The 18,783-nt window shown below is 72.5% G+C and carries 17 protein-coding genes; 8 read left to right on the top strand and 9 right to left on the bottom strand.

Annotated elements, in window-relative coordinates; all coding sequences use genetic code 11:
- Nucleotides 1-327: 327 nt before the first annotated feature.
- Nucleotides 328-1,725, top strand: coding sequence for a DNA-3-methyladenine glycosylase 2 family protein (locus ACFY1E_RS20580; protein WP_389077857.1), 1,398 nt, complete (start codon nucleotides 328-330; stop codon nucleotides 1,723-1,725).
- Nucleotides 1,722-2,231 carry a methylated-DNA--[protein]-cysteine S-methyltransferase gene (locus ACFY1E_RS20575; RefSeq protein WP_389077790.1) on the top strand — a complete coding sequence of 170 codons (510 nt, stop codon included), beginning with the start codon at nucleotides 1,722-1,724 and terminating at the stop codon, nucleotides 2,229-2,231. The genes ACFY1E_RS20580 and ACFY1E_RS20575 overlap by 4 nt, the downstream gene beginning before the upstream one ends.
- Here ACFY1E_RS20575 and ACFY1E_RS20570 read toward each other — a convergent pair.
- Together ACFY1E_RS20570 and ACFY1E_RS20565 are read right to left on the bottom strand one after the other, a co-directional pair.
- Entirely contained in the window at nucleotides 2,228-2,596 is a 369-nt protein-coding gene (locus ACFY1E_RS20570) for a PPOX class F420-dependent oxidoreductase (protein WP_389077787.1), read from the bottom strand. The two genes, ACFY1E_RS20575 and ACFY1E_RS20570, sit on opposite strands and share 4 nt — an antisense overlap.
- Nucleotides 2,597-2,663: 67 nt before the next feature.
- Nucleotides 2,664-3,146, bottom strand: a complete 483-nt coding sequence (locus tag ACFY1E_RS20565; protein WP_389077785.1) for a DUF456 domain-containing protein — start codon at nucleotides 3,144-3,146, stop codon at nucleotides 2,664-2,666.
- 184 nt (nucleotides 3,147-3,330) lie between these two features.
- Between ACFY1E_RS20565 and ACFY1E_RS20560 the strand changes: the two genes are divergently transcribed.
- Nucleotides 3,331-4,851 (top strand): protein phosphatase 2C domain-containing protein, encoded by a 1,521-nt coding sequence (locus ACFY1E_RS20560; RefSeq protein ID WP_389077782.1) that lies wholly within the window; start codon nucleotides 3,331-3,333, stop codon nucleotides 4,849-4,851.
- 96 nt (nucleotides 4,852-4,947) lie between these two features.
- On the opposite strand, the gene ACFY1E_RS20555 is transcribed toward ACFY1E_RS20560, so the two are convergent.
- Nucleotides 4,948-6,279 (bottom strand): helix-turn-helix domain-containing protein, encoded by a 1,332-nt coding sequence (locus tag ACFY1E_RS20555; protein WP_389077780.1) that lies wholly within the window; start codon nucleotides 6,277-6,279, stop codon nucleotides 4,948-4,950.
- A gap of 294 nt (nucleotides 6,280-6,573) precedes the next feature.
- Here ACFY1E_RS20555 and ACFY1E_RS20550 point away from each other — a divergent pair, with 294 nt between their 5' ends.
- Nucleotides 6,574-7,035, top strand: coding sequence for a hypothetical protein (locus ACFY1E_RS20550; protein ID WP_389077777.1), 462 nt, complete (start codon nucleotides 6,574-6,576; stop codon nucleotides 7,033-7,035).
- Here ACFY1E_RS20550 and ACFY1E_RS20545 read toward each other — a convergent pair whose 3' ends face one another.
- A complete protein-coding gene (locus ACFY1E_RS20545; protein ID WP_389077775.1) occupies nucleotides 7,036-10,044 on the bottom strand; it encodes an alpha-mannosidase in 3,009 nt (1,002 codons plus the stop codon).
- 225 nt (nucleotides 10,045-10,269) lie between these two features.
- Here ACFY1E_RS20545 and ACFY1E_RS20540 point away from each other — a divergent pair, with 225 nt between their 5' ends.
- On the top strand, nucleotides 10,270-10,728 hold the full coding sequence (locus ACFY1E_RS20540) for an ATP-binding protein (protein WP_389077773.1): 459 nt from the start codon (nucleotides 10,270-10,272) through the stop codon (nucleotides 10,726-10,728).
- A gap of 56 nt (nucleotides 10,729-10,784) precedes the next feature.
- Here the strand turns inward: ACFY1E_RS20540 and ACFY1E_RS20535 are convergent, their stop codons facing one another.
- Nucleotides 10,785-11,828: a DUF2637 domain-containing protein gene (locus tag ACFY1E_RS20535; protein WP_099932109.1), complete on the bottom strand. Its 1,044-nt coding sequence runs from the start codon at nucleotides 11,826-11,828 to the stop codon at nucleotides 10,785-10,787.
- Between the two features lie 431 nt (nucleotides 11,829-12,259).
- Nucleotides 12,260-12,559: a hypothetical protein gene (locus tag ACFY1E_RS20530; protein WP_389077771.1), complete on the bottom strand. Its 300-nt coding sequence runs from the start codon at nucleotides 12,557-12,559 to the stop codon at nucleotides 12,260-12,262.
- Between the two features lie 149 nt (nucleotides 12,560-12,708).
- On the opposite strand from ACFY1E_RS20530, the gene ACFY1E_RS20525 reads away from it, so the two are divergent.
- Nucleotides 12,709-13,509, top strand: a complete 801-nt coding sequence (locus ACFY1E_RS20525; RefSeq protein WP_389077769.1) for a GntR family transcriptional regulator — start codon at nucleotides 12,709-12,711, stop codon at nucleotides 13,507-13,509.
- Nucleotides 13,510-13,588: 79 nt separating this feature from the next.
- Here ACFY1E_RS20525 and ACFY1E_RS20520 read toward each other — a convergent pair whose 3' ends face one another.
- The 3 genes from ACFY1E_RS20520 to ACFY1E_RS20510 form a co-directional block, all read right to left on the bottom strand.
- Complete coding sequence (locus ACFY1E_RS20520) at nucleotides 13,589-14,092, bottom strand: DUF2231 domain-containing protein (protein WP_389077766.1); 504 nt, start codon at nucleotides 14,090-14,092, stop codon at nucleotides 13,589-13,591.
- An 87-nt stretch (nucleotides 14,093-14,179) separates the two neighbouring features.
- Nucleotides 14,180-14,962, bottom strand: a complete 783-nt coding sequence (locus tag ACFY1E_RS20515; protein ID WP_389077764.1) for a hypothetical protein — start codon at nucleotides 14,960-14,962, stop codon at nucleotides 14,180-14,182.
- A gap of 303 nt (nucleotides 14,963-15,265) precedes the next feature.
- The gene (locus ACFY1E_RS20510) at nucleotides 15,266-16,963 is read right to left on the bottom strand and encodes a PucR family transcriptional regulator (RefSeq protein WP_389077763.1); all 1,698 of its coding nucleotides are present in this window, start codon (nucleotides 16,961-16,963) and stop codon (nucleotides 15,266-15,268) included.
- Between the two features lie 344 nt (nucleotides 16,964-17,307).
- Between ACFY1E_RS20510 and ACFY1E_RS20505 the strand changes: the two genes are divergently transcribed.
- Together ACFY1E_RS20505 and ACFY1E_RS20500 are read left to right on the top strand one after the other, a co-directional pair.
- Entirely contained in the window at nucleotides 17,308-18,198 is an 891-nt protein-coding gene (locus tag ACFY1E_RS20505; protein WP_389077760.1) for an FAD binding domain-containing protein, read from the top strand.
- The gene (locus tag ACFY1E_RS20500; RefSeq protein WP_389077758.1) at nucleotides 18,198-18,782 is read left to right on the top strand and encodes a (2Fe-2S)-binding protein; all 585 of its coding nucleotides are present in this window, start codon (nucleotides 18,198-18,200) and stop codon (nucleotides 18,780-18,782) included. Before ACFY1E_RS20505 ends, ACFY1E_RS20500 begins: the two co-directional genes overlap by 1 nt.
- Nucleotide 18,783: the final 1 nt, after the last annotated feature.

Raw genomic sequence — 18,783 nt, 5'->3', positions numbered from 1 at the left:
CGTTGGGGGGGCCGGGGGGGTGTTGCGGGGGTTTTGTAACCGGATGGGGGCCGGGGGGGGGGGGGGGTTGGAGATGAAGGGGGGGGGGCGTTATGGGGGCGGGGGGGGGGGGTGCCGGCTGGGGGCTGCCGCCCCCAGGCCCCCGCTTCGGCCCTTGAGGGGTCTCGTCCCCGAACGCCGGACGGGCTGGAGATGCCGGCCGGGGGCTGAGAACGCCTGGCCGGGCTGAGAATGCCTGGGCGGGCTGAGAATCCCGGCCGGCAGTTCCATCGTAGTGTCCGATTTCCGCTAGCTCAGCCGTCCCGTCCGGCGGAGACTGGATGCGTGATGGACGAAGACAGCAGGTACGAAGCCGTTCGGAGCCGGGATGCCCGGTTCGACGGGGAGTTCTTCTTCGCCGTCCGGACGACCGGGATCTACTGTCGGCCCAGCTGCCCTGCCGTGACGCCGAAGCGGCACAACGTCCGGTTCTTCGCGACGGCCGCCGCCGCGCAGGGCTCGGGGTTCCGGGCCTGCCGGCGGTGTCGGCCGGATGCCGTGCCGGGGTCGGCCGAGTGGAATGTGCGGGCGGATGTGGTGGGGCGGGCCATGCGGCTCATCGGGGACGGGGTCGTCGACCGGGAGGGGGTCACCGGGCTTGCCGCGCGGCTCGGGTACAGCGCGCGGCAGGTGCAGCGGCAGCTGACCGGTGAGCTCGGGGCCGGGCCCGTCGCTCTCGCCCGGGCCCAGCGGGCGCACACCGCGCGGGTCCTGGTGCAGACGACGGAGCTGCCGATCACGGAGATCGCGTTCGCGTCCGGGTTCGCCAGTGTCCGGCAGTTCAACGACACGATCCGGGACGTGTACGCGTCCACGCCGAGCGAGCTGCGGGCGGCCGCTCCCAGGGCCGGTCGGCGTGCGGCCACGCCGACCGCGGGGATTCCGCTTCGGCTCGCCCACCGGGGGCCGTACCAGACGGGTGCCGTCTTCGATCTGCTCGCGGGTGAGGCCGTGGGGGGCGTCGAGGAGGTGAGTGGGGTGCCTGGGCGGCGGACCTATCGGCGTACCCTCCGGCTTCCGCACGGGACCGGCATCGTCGCCGTCGACGAGCGGGCGGGGGCCGCCAGGTCCGCGGCGGGTGCCCATCCCGGTGGCTGGCTGGACGCCCGGCTGCATCTCACCGATCCCCGCGATCTGACCACCGCCGTGGGGCGGCTGCGGCGGCTCTTCGATCTCGACGCCGATCCGTACGCCGTGGACGAGCGGCTCGGCGGTGACGACCGGCTCGCGCCACTGGTCGCCGCCCGGCCGGGGCTGCGGTCGCCCGGGGCCGCCGACCCCGAGGAACTGGCCGTGCGCGCGCTGGTGGGGAGGGCGGAGGCCGCGCGGCTCGTACGGCAGTACGGGAAGGCGCTCGACGCTCCGTGCGGCAGCCTCACCCGTCTGTTCCCCGAGCCCGCCGTCCTCGCGGAAGCCGAACCGGACGGCACCCTGGGCGCGCTCACCGCCGCCCTCGCCGACGGCGCCGTACGCCTGGATCCGGGCGTCGACCGCGACGAGGCCGAAACCGCCTTGCTCGCCGTGCCCGGCATGGACGCGGACACGGTCGCCGTGATCCGCACCCGGGCGCTCGGCGATCCCGACGTCGCCCCGCCCGGCCCCGGCGTTCCCGACAGCTGGCGCCCCTGGCGCTCGTATGCCCTGCAACATCTGCGTGTAGCGAGAGAGTGGGACCGATCCCGATGAGTGTTCTCTGGAGCCGCTTCGACAGTCCTGTCGGGCCCCTCCTCCTCACCGCCGATCCGGACGGTGCTCTGACCTCCGTGTCCGTGCCCGGGCAGAAGAAGGGGCCTGAGGTACAGGCCGGCTGGCGGCTCGAGCCCGCCGCCTTCCGTGCTGCCGAGGAGCAGTTGGCGGCCTACTTCGCCGGTGAACTGAAGGAGTTCCGGCTGGAGTTCAGCACCGCAGGGAGCGAGTTCAGGGAGCGGGTGTGGGCCGCTCTCGACGGCGTTCCCTACGGGGCGACCACCAGCTACGGCGAGATCGCCGCCCGGATCGGGGCCTCACGGGCTGCCGTACGGGCCGTGGGCGGCGCGATCGGCGCCAATCCGCTGCTGATCGTCCGGCCGTGCCACCGGGTGATCGGAGCGGACGGTTCGCTGACCGGCTATGCGGGCGGCCTCGAACGGAAGGTGCAGTTGCTGACGCTGGAAGGCGTCCTCCAGCCTCCCTCGGCCGCTCCCGCTGTCTAGTCCTCCAGGCCCCAGCTGTGGATCCGGCGCGGGTGGATGCGGATCAGCTCCTCGCTGAAGTGCGGGCCCAACTCGTGCGGACCGGTGAGGAGTTCGGCCTCGCCCCGGATGTCGACGCCTCGTACCTTCCACGGGCGCAGGCTCACGATGTCGTCGACGACCAGGGCGACCTTGGGGTTCTGCCGGAGGTTGCGCCACTTCTTGGTGCGGCCCAGGGCGTAGCCGCCGATCAGGATGGTGCCGTCGTCCTGGGGGAAGAAGCCGACCGGGTTGGCCTGCGGCTGCCCGTCCGGGTCGACGGTGGCCAGCCGCCCCAGGCGCTGCGACTTCAGGTACGCGCGTTCCGCCTCGCTGAATTCGGTCATGGGAGCAGCGAAGCACGCCCGGCCCGCTCCGCACATCGGATCCTCGCCCTAGTCCCGTGGCCCTACGTCAGCCCCAGATCACCGCGCCCAGCCAGGCCCCCGCGATCAGCAGACAGGTGAACAGCTCCGCCAGCACGCTGGAGCCGCCCGAGCGCATCGCGGTCCGCACGGCCGCCTTCGCCTCACCGTGCCGGCCGAGGCGAAGGCGTTCGTAAAGGTAGATGCCGCCGATGAAGCCGGGGATCGTGCCGAGCACGGGGATGAGGAAGAAGCCCAGGAGCGCGCCCGCCCCCGCGTACACCCCCATCCGGGGCGTGGCGCCGCTCTCGCGCAGCCGTCTCGGGGGCAGTGCCCAGCGGACCACCTGGGAGAGGAACATCGCGAGGGTCGCGCCCACCAGGATCCACCAGGACACCGGCTCCGTGGACTTCAGCGCCCACCACAGGACCGCGGCCCACACGAGCCACGATCCCGGCACCCCGGGCACCAGCACTCCGAACAGGCCGAGCAGGAGGACCAGTCCGACCAGCAGGAGGTCCCACACTCCCATCTCACCAGAGTGCCGGAGGGAAGGAGGAGACGCAGGTCAGCGGTCCGGGCCCGGGTCACACCGGCCACTCCTCACGCACCGCCGTTCGACCGTTCACCCTCGGTGCCCCCCTGATGCGGAGTGCGGTGCCGGTTTTTCCTGATGCCCCGTTTTCATACCGCCCATGCGGTGGACAATTAGGGGCATGAGCCAGCAGGGGGGAAGTCCCACCGGTGAGGACGACTGGTGGGGGCAGCTGTACGACGAATCCACCGAGGACACGGGCCCCGCAGCCGCGCCCGACACCCTGGACGACCGGTTCGCCTCGGTGGCCGGGGCCATGGGTGCCGAGGCCGGGGCGGAGGGCAGGGACGAGGGGTCCGCCCAGCGGAGGGCGCCCTGGGACCTCCCGCCCCCGCCCGGCGGCCGTACCTCCACGGAAACACCCGGTACGACGGTGCCCGAGTCGCGCCTGCCCCCCGAGGCGAACAGCCCGGGAGGCGCGGCGGACGCGGACCCCGGCCGGGACGGCTCGCCCGCCGCTGCCGTCACCCCGGCGGGCCCGGATGCCGTGGAGCACCGCCCGCGGCACGCCGCGGACAACTCTCCGCCGCAGGTCGCCGAAGACACACTCCCGCACACCGCCCGCCATCGCGCCGTCGCCGAGCAGCCCGTCCCGCAGCAGGCGGCCGCCTCGCCGACGCCGACCCCCGCGCCCACCCGTACCGCCACCCACCTCGACCTCCCCACCCTCCCCCCGGTCTCCCTCGACTACGTCGGCTCGGGCCCGCCCACCTACGACGCCGAACCCACCGCCCTCCCGCCCGCCGACCCCGACGACCTCGACGACCTGGTCGCGGACACCGTGCTGGACGGCGCCCGCTACGGCGCCTGCACCCTCCGCGCCGTCTCCGTCCGCGGGGACTCCGCCCGCTACCGCGGCGAGCCGCGCCGCGACTCCCTGCTCACGGCCCGCTTCGGCACCGGGGAGCACGCACTGGTCCTGGTGGCGATGGCCACCGGTGCCCGCGCCACACCCGGCGCGCACCGGGCGGCCGCCGAGGCCTGCCACTGGATCGGCCGCGCTGTCGGCCGCAGTCACGCCCGGCTCGCGGAGGACATAAGGGCCGCCCGGCGCGGCGACCTCAAGTCGGGCCTGCACCGCCTCACCGACCGCAGCCTCGGCAAACTCCGCGCCAGCGCCTCCGAGCAGGGCATCGATCCCGAGGAGTACGCGGCCACCCTGCGCTGCCTGCTCCTGCCCGCCGACCCCGAGTGCCGTACCCGCGTCTTCTTCGGGGTGGGCGCCGGCGGACTGTTCCGTCTCCGCGACGGCGACTGGCAGGACATCGAGCCGCGGGTCAGCGAGGTCACCGGCGAGCCCGTCGTCGGCTTCGGCTCGCTGCCCGCCGAGACCCCCGAGGGCGACCGGCTCACCATGGACCTGGGGATCCCGACCCCGCCGAGCCCGTACGAACCCGCCCCCGAGCCGCCCCGCGAACCCTTCCGGTTCCGCGCCTCCGTCGCCCGCCCGGGGGACACGCTCCTGATGTGCAGCGGCGGCCTCGCGGAGCCGCTGCGCGGCGAACCCGACCTCTGCCGCTATCTGACGACCCGGTGGTCCGGGCCCACCCCGCCGGGCCTCGCCGCGTTCCTCGCCGACACCCAGGTCAGGGTCAAGGGGTACGCGGACGACCGTACGGCCGCCGCCGTTTGGGAGGCGTGACGGCAGGGTGTATGAATCGAAGATCGTGCTCGACGGCGGAGTCGGGCGCATGCTGCAGACGGCCCGCTCCAACAGCGGAACGTGCCCCGCCCTTGGCTAACTGCCGACCGGCACCCACTGCCGTACGCCGTGGCCGTTCGTGCCGTACCAGTAGCGGGGCAGGCCCTTGATGCTGCTGGTGCGGAAGGGGCGGCCGTGGTCGTCGATGCGGACCGTGCCGGTGCGGCCCTGGGAGGACCAGTCGAGTTCGAGGTACCAGGAGCAGTCGTACGTCTGGGTCGTCGCGGTGACCAGCAGCACCTCCGGGTCCTGGGCGGAGACACGGTAGGGGAACTGCACGGCGGGGGCGGGGTCCCCCCGGTCGTCGGCGCCCGAGACCGCGCGGGCGATGGGGCGGTTGATGTCGAGGTTCACGTCGAAGTAGCGCGGGCCGAGGCCCCCGCCGCAGCCCTGCGCCATGTCGTACGTGGTGCCCCTGAGCGGGGTGCCGCGGCTGACGACGCGGACCCGGAGGGCGTTCAGCACGACGGCCGCGGACGACTTCCCCTGCACCGAGATCTGCACCATCGTCTGCCGCCCGTGCACCGCCCCCTGCGTCGCCGCCCAGGCCGCGGCGTCCTGCGGTACCGGCGGCGGGGGCACCTGGGCCGGCTGTTTGTCGATGACGTAGTCGTGCGCGCAACCCCCGTCCCAGATCTGCGAGTCGGCGCTCCAGGCGAGGGGCACTCCGATGGAGGCGGGCGCTCCGCTCTTCCCGCCGGCCGCCGCCGCGCCCTTCGAGGTGGGGTCGGCCGAAGCCGCTGCACCTGCCGACGGTGAGGCCGGGGAACCGGTGGGGGAGGGGCCGGTCGCCGTGGCCGAGGGGCGGTCGGACGCGGAGGGTTCGGTGGTACGGGAGTGTCCGGGGGCCATGGCCGCATCGCCCGGCGAGCGGTCGGCCGACAGGGCGGAGAGGCTGCCGAAGGTGACGAGCAGTACGGTCCCGACGGCGGTCCCGAGGAGGGTGCGTCGGCGCCGGAACCAGGCAGGGGCCGGCGGGCGCCCCGGCTCCTCCGGGCGCGACGGTCCCCCAGGGCTCTGGGCCTCCAGTACCTCCGTCGGCTCTGCACCGGCCCCCTCACACGCGGCCCGCGGCCGCTGCCGTGCCGCCACCGCGAGCAGCCACAGCCGGTGCAGTTCGAGCCGCTCCTCGGGTGTCGCCTCGCAGAAGGCCGCGAGCCGCTCCACGGGCGCGAAGTCCTGCGGCACCGCCTCGCCCGCGCAGTACCGGTGGAGCGTGGAGGTGTTCATGCTGAGGCGGCGGGCCAGTGAGCCGTAGCTCCGGTCCGTGCGGTCCTTCAGCTGCCGTAACAGCGCCGCGAACGCCTCGACGTCGTCCCGAGTCTCCAATGTTCCCCCGTCGTCCACCGCGTCCCGTATCCCAGGCACTCATGTACCTGCACGTCAGATGGGCTGGGATGGTTCCACCGTCGCGGATGGGGCGTCTGCCGTTGCGCCGGCCCGCCGTGACCGCCGATGCTCTTGGTGTCGCACCGACCAGGGCCGGACCGACCATCCGGCTCCGGGCGACGACCGACACCCATGCACTCGTTCACGGGGCACACCCATGCCCAGACGGACCAGGGCCGCCCTCTCGCCTCGGGGGACGGGAGGGCGGCCCACAGCACAGCTCGACCATTCGACCGCTCGATCAACTGAACCACTCGAAACGGGGAACCGAACATGAGCAGCAAGACCCGCACCGTCCTCACCGCCGGCCTTCTCGCCGTGGCCCTCGGTCTCGGCGCCACCGCCCAGGCCTCCGCCGGCGCCGCGCACAGCGTCAGCGGAAAGCCGGCCGACAACATCAGCCGGATCGCCGACTTCTACGGCGCCTACATCGACGCGGTGACCGACGAGGACAGCGGCAACCTCGGCGACGCACTGCGCGCCCACTACCTGACACCTGCCTTCCAGAAGGAACTGGCGGCCTGGGAGGACCGGGAGCACGCCGACGGCGTCCTGCGCGCCCAGAACGTCCCGCTCGCCTGGAAGGTCACCGACAACGGCAGCACCGCGAACCGCACGGAGGCCATCGTCACCCTCACCTGGAGCCGGAACCACACCACCAAGCTGGTGGTGGACATGGCCCGCGACAGCCGCCAGATCTTCCACATCGGGGAGAAGGGCGCAGCGGCCAAGTAGTCACTCCGGTCGCAGCCGCACGGTGAGGATCTGGAACGGCCGCAGCTCGAAGCTCAAGTCGCTTTCGTGCTGCGGCCGTTCCAGCAGGTCCGTCACCTCGGCCCGGCCCACCGGGAAGCCGGGCGTCAGCGTGGCCCGCGCCCGTCCGCCCCGGGACTCGTACAGCCGTACCACCACATCGCCGCTGCGGTCCTCCGCGAGCTTCACCGACTCGACGGTCACGGCCGGATGGTCGACGCGGACCAGCGGCTCCAGGACCGGCGCCTGCGCCACCCGCAGCGGCAGGTTCAGCGCGAGCCCTTCGGCGACCGCCTGCCCGACGTCCGCGCCCGGCAGCAGCGCGTAGGTGAAGCGGTGCGTGCCCAGGTCGGTCTCCGGGTCGGGGCTGTGCGGGGCGCGCAGCAGCGTCAGGCGCACGGTCGTGCCGAGGCCGCCCTCGTGCGGGGTACGGGTCACGTCGTGGCCGTACGTCGAGTCGTTGAGGACCGCCACGCCGTAGCCCTCCTCCGCGACCCTGAGCCAGCGGTGCGCGCAGATCTCGAAGCGGGCCGCGTCCCAGGACGTGTTGGTGTGGGTGGGACGGTGGATGTGCCCGAACTGGATCTCCGCGGTGGAGCGTTCGGCGTGCACGTCGATCGGGAAGGCGGCCTTCAGCACCTTCTCGGACTCCTGCCAGTCGACGTCCGTGACGATGTCGAGGCGCCGGGCACCGGCCGCGAGGCGGATCTCCTGGGTGATGCGTGACTTCCCGAAGGTCCGCGTCACCCGTACCGCCGCCGTCAGCGGCCCGTCCTCCACCAGTTCCACGGACTCGGCGTCCGTCAGGTCGGTGTGCCGGCGCCGGTAGTGCCGGTCGATGTCCCAGGCGTCCCAGGCGTTGGGGTGGTCGGGATGCAGCTGGAGGAGGTTGCCGGGGCCGCACAGCACCTCGCGGTCGGCGGCCGGATCGCGGACCGAGGACAGCAAGCCCCGTGCGTCCACGGTGACCCGGAGCCGTGAGTTCTCCAGTACGTACGAGCCGTCGTCCTCCTCGGCCCGGACGACCTCACCCGCCGCGCCGGCGACCGGCGCACTGCCCAGCCCGGGCGCGGTCACCAGCACGCCCCCGGCGATCTCGGTCCGCTCGTACGGCGAGGCGTTGAGCACCACCGGCCCGCCCGTCCCCAGTGCCTCCACGGCCGCCGCCGTGAGCTCCTCCAGCTCCGCCAGCACCCGCGCATACGTATCCCGTGCCTCCCGGTGCACCCAGGCGATCGAGGACCCGGGCAGGATGTCGTGGAACTGGTGCAGCAGCACCGTCTTCCACAGCCGGTCCAGGTCGTCGTACGGGTAGGCGTACGACGGATCGCGTAGGGCCGCCGTGGTGCACCACAGCTCGGCCTCCCGCAGGGCGTGTTCCGAGCGCCGGTTGCCCTGCTTGGTCTTCGCCTGAGTGGTGTAGGTGGCCCGGTGCAGCTCCAGGTACAGCTCGCCCGACCACACCGGGGCCGCGGGCCCGTACTCCTGCTCGGCGGCCGCGAAGAACGCGGACGGCCTCTCGACCTCGACCCGCGGTGAGCCCTCCAGGGAACGCAGCCGGCGGGCCTTCTCCAGCATTTCGCGGGTCGGGCCGCCGCCCCCGTCGCCCCAGCCGAACGGCACCAGCGAGCGGGTTGCGCGGCCCTTCTCGGCGAAGTTGCGTTCCGCGCGGGCGAGTTCGCTGCCGTGAAACTGCGAGTTGTAGGTGTCGACGGGTGGGAAGTGCGTGAAGACGCGGGTGCCGTCGATGCCTTCCCACCAGAAGGTGTGATGGGGCATCTTGTTCGACTGGTTCCAGCTGAGTTTCTGGGTGAGGAACCATCGGATTCCGGCCAGTTTTGCGAGCTGGGGGAAGGCCGCGGTGTAGCCGAAGGAGTCCGGCAGCCAGATCTCCTGTGTCTCCACGCCCAGTTCTTCGGCGAAGAACCGCTTTCCGTGCACGATCTGTCGTGCCAGCGCCTCACCGCCGGGCATGTTGGCGTCCGACTCCACCCACATGGACCCGACGGGAGCCCAGTTGCCGCCCGCCACCGCCTTCTTGATCCGCTGCCAGATGTGCGGCTGGTGCTCCTTCACCCAGGCGTACTGCTGGGCCTGCGAGCAGGAGAACACCAGCTCGGGGTAGTCGGCGGCGAGTGCGGTGACGTTGGCGAAGGTGCGCGAGGCCTTGCGGACCGTCTCGCGCAGCGGCCACAGCCAGGCCGAGTCGATGTGTGCGTGCCCGGTCGCGGAGATCCGGTGCGCGCTCGCCGAGGCCGGTCGGGACAGCACGTCGGTGAGCGCGGCCCGGGCGGCGGCCGCCGTACCGGAGACGTCGTGCAGATCGAGGGCGTCGAGCATGTCCTCCAGGGCGCGCAGGATCTCGTGCCGCCGGGGCCGGTCCATCGGCAGCTCGTGCATCAGTTCCGAAAGCACCTCGACATCCAGCACCAACTGCCACACGGCTTCGTCGAGTACGGCGAGGTCGGCAGAGCGGAATCTGTAGATGAGCCGGTCCCCGGCGGTCAGGACGTCCCCCAGGTGCGTAGGTGAAAAGCCGTGCAGCACGGCCGGATTGGCGGCCGCCTCCAGAAGCAGATGCACCGGTTCGCCTCCGCTCGCCGGGGAGCCGACGGCGAGGTGACGGTTGCGCGGGTGAATGCCCTTCAGAGGCACGCCCGCGGCGTCGTAGAGCAGTCCCTCGGCCTGGAAACCGGGGCCGTCGCCGGTGAACCCGGGGTCGATCACCGCCTCCACGCGGCGCCCGGCCCACTCCTCGGGGACCCGGCCCGTCAACCGGAACCAACTCGTCGACCAGGGCTTTCCCCAGGCCGTTCCGGTTGTGAAGGTCTCGTAGCCGGCCTGCAGTGCCTGGTCCACCGGCACCGGTTCACCGGGCACATGCCACACGGACAGCACCAGCGGCACACGCTCCGCGTACTGCGCGGGCCGCACGAACTGTCCCATGGCGCGCTCCAGGCGCGCCTCCACCAGCGTTCGGTCGTCGTGCACGGCGGCTCCCTCGGCGCTCGGACGGCTGTGGTGCCTCGCTCCACAGGGTCCCTCCGTCCGGCCGGAACCGCAGCATCCGTGGCCGAACACCTGGCCGTCCGAGGATGAACATGACTGCCGCGTGCCCAGTGGGGCATGGATCCCGTGAACGTGTTCGACAAGGAGGGGACCGATATCGGCACGCGGGCGGGGGTCATGAAGAGGCAGGCACGAGGGGGCGGTCCCATGGCGATCGGGGCCTTCTCGGCGAAGACGGAGGAAGAGAACGACGGCGACGCGGACCAGGCGCAGCCGTCCCAGATACGGAAGCTGCGGCAGAGACTGGGCCGGGCGGACCTGAAGGCGGTGCCCGAGGCACGCCGGGCGCTCCGCGAGCTGCTACGGCAGTGGGGCAGGCCCAGTTGCTCGGAGATAGCGGAGCTGCTCACCAGCGAACTCGTCACCAACGCACTCATCCACACCGACCACGACGCGGTCCTGACCGCCACCCTCGGGCCCCGTGGACTGCGGGTGGAGGTGAGGGACTTCGTGGGTCGCAGGCCCAGACTGCGCGTACCGAACGCCGACGACGGCACGCACGGCAGAGGCCTGGTCCTGGTGCAGTCCCTCGCGGACGCGTGGGGGGTACGGGCGCACGGGGTGGGGAAGGTGGTGTGGTTCGAACTCGACGCCGGACCGGCGTAGCACGGGAAGGGGGGCGCGGCCCACAGGCCGCGCCCCCCTTCCCGTGTACGGCCGTACTAGCCGAACTGCTGCTCGAGGTCCTTGAGCTTGCGCTCCAGGGAGTCGAGGCGCGGCAGGGCCATGGTGTCGTCCTCCGCGGTGAGGTCGACGGTCACCGGTTCAGAGCCGGCCTTGCGGACGGGCTGCAGGGACGGCCGTGAGCGTACGGGCAGCGGTTCCGCGCTGGATATGGCAGGCTCCGCGGAGACCGAGGCGGAGGCTCGCTCCAGGGCCTGGGGCTCCACCTGGCGTCCGCCGCCGCGGCCGATGAACCCGCGGTGGCCCCGGCTGATGGCCTTGAGCTGGGCGCGCTCCAGGCGGTCCGCCTCGCGGCGGCGCAGCCGGTTCTCCTCCTTCTGCCGCTTGTCCTCGCGCACCTCGTCGACCGCCTCGTCCAGGCTGCGCACGCCCTCCAGGAGCATCAGCGACCAGGCCTTGTAGGTCTCGCGGGGGGCCCGCAGCCAGCGGACGATGCGGATCTGCGGCAGCGGGCGCGGCACCAGGCCCTGCTCGCGCAGTGCGGCCCGGCGGGTCTGCTTCAGGGCGCGGTCGAAGAGGACGGCCGCAGACAGGGACATGCCGGAGAAGAACTGGGGCGCACCGTCGTGACCGATGCCCCGGGGCGCGTGCACCCAGTTGAACCAGGCCGCGGCGCCCGCGAACGTCCACACGAGTATCCGGGAGCCGAGGGCCGCGTCACCGTGGCTGGCCTCGCGCACCGCGAGCACGGAACAGAACATGGCCGCGCCGTCCAGGCCGAACGGCACCAGGTACTCCCAGCCGTTGGTCAGGCCGAGGTTCTGCTGGCCGAAGCCGACCAGGCCGTGGAAGGAGAGGGCTGCGGCGACCGCCGCACAGCAGAACAGCAGGACATAGGAGGCGGTGCCATATATGGCCTCCTTGCGCCGGCGGCGCTCCTCGCTGCGCTCCCACGAATCGTCCGTCTTCGCGTGCTCCCCGGAGCGCTTGCTGCGCGCGAGCACCGCCACCGCCGCCAGCATGCCCAGGAGCAGTACGGCGCCCGGAAGCAGCCAGTCCAGCGATATGTCGGTCAGTCTCATCTGGGGTCCCTTGCATTGGGATAGGGCGTAACGCCCGCCATAGTGGCCCAATCCCACCGGCCCTCAGGGGGTTTCGGGGCAAGAGGCCGCCAAGGAAGTGCAAGGGGATGCCCAGGGCGGCGTTCTGCTCGAACTGCCGCTTGAGGGGCGGGAGTTGAGTTCGAATAAGACTACCCGTACGGATGGTTCCACGGAAAGTTCCTGCGGCAAGTGAGGAAGTTGTGAATTGCCTGTAACCCGGGCGGGCGCCTTGTTCGAGCTGATCTTACGGGACGGTCGACGGCCGCTGAGCCTGAGGGTGCCTCAACTCGCGGCGACGGCCGACAGCTTGCCGGTAGTCCCCTGGCGGCGGCGCCTCCGGCTCGCGTGCGGCCCGCTGCTTTTCGCCGAGCAGCTGGGCGACGTACCGGAGCCCGGCCTCGGGAGGGGCTCTATCGCCCCGCAGTGCCCGCCCGTACCGCCGCAGTCCGCGGCCCGAAGCTCGCGACGGCGTCGGGTCGGGCGCACACTCCGTGGTCGCGCAGTGCATGTGTGGTGTCCTGTGCCGGAAATGTGTCGAGATCGACGCCGCCCTCAGCGAGTGAGGCGGCGGAGGCCCGTCCGCTGACCGTCGGAACCTGCTCGTCGACGCCCGCCTCCAGGGCGGCCGGCCCGGGAAAGGTCCTGTTCAGGCGGGCGTAGGCGGCGCTGAGTGCCGAGTGGGGCGCGGGCGTGAGAGGGCTGCGATTCATGACGGTTGCATGACGGTTGAGAAGGTAAGCCTACCCTTGCCTAAACTGAATGGGATTTGAACTGATGACAACTGCGCCTAAGGTGCTTGACGGACGAGTAACAACCAGCCGTAATGACCGCAAGTACCGACACGTCCGGAGGAGGACCCGTGCAGCAGAGCACCCACGGCTCCGCCGACACGGGGGTTCCTGAGGCCCGGACCGGTGGGGTGCCCCGGGTGCCGCCGCAGTCCAGGGCTCAGGACGTGGACCGGGAGCGGGGCGCCGAGGCGGGGGGCACGCGGGGCGAGCACACGCACAGTGAAGCGCCGATTCCCCGGCCCCGCCCGGTCCAGCGGGCCTCCGTACGCGGGCAGATCCTCGACGCGCTGCGCACCGCGCTGGTCGCGGGCGAGCTGACGCCGGGCGAGGTGTACTCGGCGCCCGCGCTGGGGGAGCGGTTCGGGGTCTCCGCGACGCCGGTGCGCGAGGCCATGCAGCAGCTCGCCCTGGAGGGCGCGGTCGAGGTCGTCCCCAACCGTGGCTTCCGGGTGGTCGAGCGGGGTGCCCGTGAACTGGCCGAGCTGGCCGAGGTCCGTGCACTGATCGAGATCCCCGTGATGCTCCGCCTGGCCCGCACGGTGCCCGCCGAGCGCTGGACCGCACTGCGCCCCCTCGCCGAGGCGACCCTCCGCGCCGCGGCCTCCGGCTGCCGCGCGACCTATGCCGAGTCCGACCGCACCTTCCACCGCGCCCTGTTCGCCCTGTCCGGCAACGAACAACTCGTCCAGATCGCCGACGACCTCCACCGCCGGGCCCAGTGGCCCCTGGTCGGCAGCCCGTCCTCCCGGAGCCACGCCGCGCTCCTGGCGGACGCGACCGAACACACCACCCTGCTGGACGCGCTGATCGCACGGGATCTCGACGTGGTGCGGGCACTGGTGGGAGAACACTTCGCGGGGGTGTCCTGAGCGGTGCGGGACGCATGATCCGTGGAGGGGTCCCCGCCGACCGGAACCCCCGTACGGCCCGCCAGGGCGCCGACCGGGCTCAGCCGTTGCCCTCGGCCGAGCCGGTCTCCGTCTTCGAGTAGCCGTCCTGCCAGGCCGCCTTCGCGCCGGAGTCGCCGATGCGGTAGACGTCGACGACGGCGCCCGCCGCCACCGCGACGGACAGGACGGCGGCCGCGATCCGGATGACGGAGCCGGAACGGGCGCCGTCCTGCTGCGACGGTGACCGGCGGGTCGTCCACCAGACCGCCGCCGCCAGGACGAACAGGCCCAGGGCCCAGGGGAGCAGCCCGTCGCCGAGTTCCGCGTGCCGCCGTACGAGGGCGTTGCTGCCCACGTGCTTCTCCAGCCACTCGCCGGCCCCCGTGGTCAGCGGCACGCTCGCCAGGGTGGCCAGGGCCAGCACCGGCAGTACGAGGCCCATGCGGCGGGCGGCGGGCGGCCACACGGCGCACACGACCAGGGCCAGGGCGGTCAGCGGCACCAGTACCACGACGAAATGGACCAGCAGGACATGTGCGGGCAAGCCGTTGACGAGGCTCATCGGGCGCTCCTCCAGGGGGTCGGGCGCGTCACCCTGGCACAGCAACCTCTCAGGTTCCTCTGAGTGGCCTCTCGGCCGCGGCGGCTCTCACGCGGTGGCCGCCCCCGCCGCAGGCGGCGCCAACTGCCGCGCCAGCCACGTCGGGACACCCCCGAGCAACTGGAACAGCCGCCGGGCCTCCTCCCGCAGGCGCGACGCCTCGGGCTCCACCTCCGCGTCGGCAAGAGACACCAGCGCCGGCGCCGTACCGACGAGATACCCCAGCTCCTCACGGATCCGCAGAGACTCGGCGAACCCGTGCCGCGCCTCCGCCAACTCCCCCTCCCGCAGCGCGAGTCCCGCCAGATGCCGCCAGGTGAAGGACAGCAGCAGGAGATCGCCGTGCGCGGTCGCCCCCGCGTGGGCGCGGCGGAACGCGGCCCGCGCCGCCTGGGGCGCGTCGGCGAGGTTCTGCGCCACCAGCCCGCGCCGGAAGTCCAGCAGGGCTCGCCCCGCCGCCCCCGGAGGGATCAGCGCCGCCGTCCGTCCGAGCGCGGCGCGCGCCTCGTCGGCCCGGTCCCGGACCCCCAGCAGCGTCGCGGCATACGCCAAGTACCCGCGTTCACAAGCGGCCGCGCCCCGCTCCTCGTCGGTGTGGGCCAGCGCCTCGGCCGTACGCAGTGCGTCCTCGGCCTCCTGCCAGCCCTGTTCGGTGTACAGACACCGTTCGACCAGCAGCGCTGCCCGCTGCAGCGCCGCGTCCGCGGTGCGGGGCTCGAGCAGGGCCGCCGCGTCGGCCCAGCAGGCGCGTGAGCGCAGCCGCCATACCGCGGTCTGGAGGGGATCGTCACCGGCGGTCGTTCCGTTACCAGACATGGCGGTATGCGCCACGTTGCCCTCCCCGAGCACGCCATCGAGCTATGAGTGGTGGCGGCATCTCAGCACGGATTCCGCGGCGGGGCCAAGAGGGTGTGTGAAAGATTTCACTTGCGCTAGACTCGCGCGGCCGGTCAGTGGGCCCTCGAAGACACGAACCGGTTTGCCGGCCCGCGCCGCCTGGGGCGCGTGACGTCGATGAGCGCGACGAGGCGTGAACTGCCGGTCAGCGCCCCGCTGTTCACGGCCGAGCAGGTGGCAGAGTCGTGGAACACCGCATGGGGCGGGAACGGCGACGCAGCCACCCGCCCCGTCCGCTCAGCTCATGCGCAACGCCAGGAAGAAATCCAGCTTGTCCTCAAGCCGCGACAGGTCACGGCTCGTCAACTGCTCGATCCGCCCGACCCGGTAGCGCAGCGTGTTGACGTGCAGGTGCAGCCGGGTCGCGCAGCGCGTCCAGGAGCCGTCGCAGTCCAGGAACGCCTCCAGGGTGGGGATCAGCTCGGCGCGGTGCCGGCGGTCGTAGTCCCGCAACGGATCCAGCAGCCGCGCGGTGAACGCCCGCCGCACGTCGTCCGGGACGAACGGGAGCAGCAGCACGTGCGAGGCCAGCTCCTGGTGGCCCGCCGCGCACACCCGCCCGGGCCGCGCAGCCGCCACCCGCCGGGCGTGCCGCGCCTCCTCCAGCGCCCCGCGCAGCCCCTCCGCCGAGTGCACGGCCGCGCTGACGCCCAGCGTGACCTGCCCGTCGCCGTCCAGACCGGCCGACAGCGGGTCCCGTACGGACTCCAGGAGCGCATCCGCGACGATGCCGGACTCCGAGCCGTCGTGCTCGATGGAGACGGCGGGCAGGGGTACGAGGGCGATCGCCTCGTCGCCCGTGTGCGCCACGGCGATGCGGTCGGAGGGCTCCGGGCCCGTGGCGAGCGGGTCGACGAGGATCTCCTCCAGGAGCGACTGGGCGACCGGCCCCGCCTCGATGTCGCCGCCCTCCCACTCGACCCGGGCCACCACCACCTGCCAGTGCGGGGCGGCCCCGAGGCCGGGCAGCAGCACCGGCGCGGCCACCCGCAGCCGGGCGGCGATCTCGGCGGGGGCGGCACCCGTCTGCACCAGCTCCAGGACCTCCTGCGCCAGGCGTCTGCGCACCGTGCGCGCCGCGTCCCGGCGGTCCCGCTCGACCGAGATCAGCTGCGTGACCCCTTGGAGCAGGTCAAGGCGCTCGGCGGGCCAGTCCCCGGCGTCCGCCTCGACGGCCAGCAGCCAGTCCGACAGGACCGTCTCGCGCACGTCCCGGGAGGCCTGCGCCGAGCGCCCGCCCCCCGCCGCCGGGCGGTGCCCCGAGCTGCGGATCGGGAAGAGGCTGTAGGTGGCCGCGCCGAGCGTCACCCGGTGGGGTCCGCGGCGGCCCGTGCGGGCGGCGGCGAGGTGCTCGGCGGCCAGCTCGGCGCAGGTCTCGGCGGGCAGCCCGGGGCCGGCGACCTTCGGGCCCGCGATCAGCCGGCCGGTGGGGGACAGCACCCAGGCCCGCAGGTCCAGGTCGGAGCCGAGCAGGTCGAGGACCACGTCGGGGCCGCCGCCCGCAGGGCCGGAGGTCATCATCCGCCGGTGCCGGTCGACCACGGCCGCGAGGTCCCCGGCGCGCTCCCCGGACACCTGCCGTACGACGTGCTCGGTGATCGTCGCGAAGGCCACCGACTCGTGCACCGCGAACAGCGGCAGGCGGTGCCGGGCGCAGGCCACCACCAGGTCGTCGGGGATGTCCCCGAGCTCCGCCTCGCCGGCGGCCAGTGCGACCACTCCGGCCTGCGCCAGGATCCGTACGAACGCCTCGGAGTCGTCGGCGTCGCGGCGCCAGGCCAGCCCCGTGAGGACCAGTTCCCCGCCCGAGAGGTAGCGGCTGGGATCCCTGAGGTCGGTGGTCATCACACCGCGCACGGTGCGGTCCAGCTCGTCCTCGCCGCCGAGCAGCCGCAGGCCCAGCGCGTCGGTGTCCAGCAGTGCGCGCAGCCGCATTCTCGTCGCCGCCGTTCTTTGTCTCGAAATCTACGATGAGTCGTGAGGATGGTCGGTGGGAGGAGCCCGGCGACCGGTGCGCACGGCGCATCCTTTGATTGCCAGGCTGTTTCCTGCGTTTCTACAGGAAAACGAAGAGGTTACTGATGACCTCCGTTCATACGAATCTACAAGATGCCCGGCCTGGCCAGCCAACTCCTTCATGGTTTCCGTGACTGACCTGGGTGGAGCACGGCGCTGTGTACTGGCTCCACTCCGCGTAAACAGCACATGAACAAGCCGGGCCCGCCGCACCAGATCTGGCTTGATCCGTACGACCCACGAGACGAAGAAGAGAGCCGGTCATGGACTTCCTTCGCCCCGCCAGCTGGGAGGAGGCGCTCGCCGCCAAGGCTGAGCACCCCACCGCTGTGCCCATTGCGGGCGGCACCGATGTGATGGTCGAGATCAACTTCGACCACCGCCGGCCCGAGTACCTGCTCGACCTGAACCGCATCGGCGACCTCTACGAGTGGGAGGTCGGCGAGGACAGCGTGCGGCTCGGCGCCTCCGTCCCGTACTCGAAGATCATGGAGAGCCTCCGCGCCGAGCTGCCGGGTCTCGCCCTCGCCTCGCACACCGTCGCCTCTCCGCAGATCCGCAACCGCGGCGGCGTCGGCGGCAACCTCGGCACCGCCTCCCCGGCCGGCGACGCCCACCCCGCGCTGCTCGCGGCGGGCGCCGAGGTCGAGGTCGAGTCGGTGCGCGGCACCCGGCTGATCCCCATCGACGAGTTCTACACCGGGGTGAAGCGCAACGCGCTCGCCGCCGACGAGCTCATCAAGAGCGTGCACATCAAGAAGGCCGACGGCCCGCAGCAGTACTCGAAGGTCGGCACGCGCAACGCAATGGTCATCGCCGTGTGCGCCTTCGGCCTCGCCCTGCACCCGTCGTCGCGCACCGTCCGTACGGGCATCGGTTCCGCGGCGCCCACTCCCGTCCGGGCGAAGGCCGCGGAGGAGTTCCTGAACGCGGCGCTCGAAGAGGGCGGCTTCTGGGACAACGGAAAGATCATCACCCCGTCGGTCGCCAAGCAGTTCGCGGAGCTGTGCTCCGGTGCCTGCAACCCGATCGACGACGTGCGGGGCACGGCGAGCTACCGCCGGCACGCGGTGGGCGTCATGGCGCGCCGCACGCTGACCTGGACCTGGGAGTCGTACCGCGGCGCCCGCCGCACCACCGAGGGAGCTGCGTGATGCGCGTCAACTTCACCGTCAACGGACGTCCGCAGGAAGCCGACGACGTCTGGGAGGGCGAGTCCCTGCTGTACGTGCTGAGGGAGCGCCTGGGTCTGCCCGGTTCCAAGAACGCCTGCGAGCAGGGCGAGTGCGGGTCCTGCACGGTGCGCCTGGACGGCGTGCCGGTGTGTGCCTGCCTGGTCGCCGCCGGTCAGGTCGAGGGCCGGGAGGTCGTCACCGTCGAGGGGCTGGCGGACTTCGCCAAGCAGCGTGCGGAGCACGGCGGTTGTGCAACCGGTGCCTGCGGTACGTCGTTGCAGGATGCTCAGACGTGGGCCGCCAAGGGGCAGGACTCGCAGACCGGTGAGGGCACCGAACTCTCCCCGATCCAGCAGGCGTTCATCGACGCCGGCGCCGTCCAGTGCGGCTTCTGCACTCCGGGTCTGCTGGTCGCCGCCGACGAGATGCTCGAGCGCAACCCGAACCCGAGCGACGCGGACATCCGGGAGGCCCTGTCGGGCAACCTGTGCCGCTGCACGGGCTACGAGAAGATCATGGACGCGGTCCGTCTGGCGGCCGCCCGGCAGGGAGAGGCGGTCTGAC

The organism is Streptomyces sp. NPDC001604 (assembly GCF_042893475.1).
GTDB lineage: Bacteria > Actinomycetota > Actinomycetes > Streptomycetales > Streptomycetaceae > Streptomyces.
The sequence above is the reverse complement of the archived record's forward strand: the minus strand, read 5'-3'. Positions and strand labels throughout refer to the sequence as shown.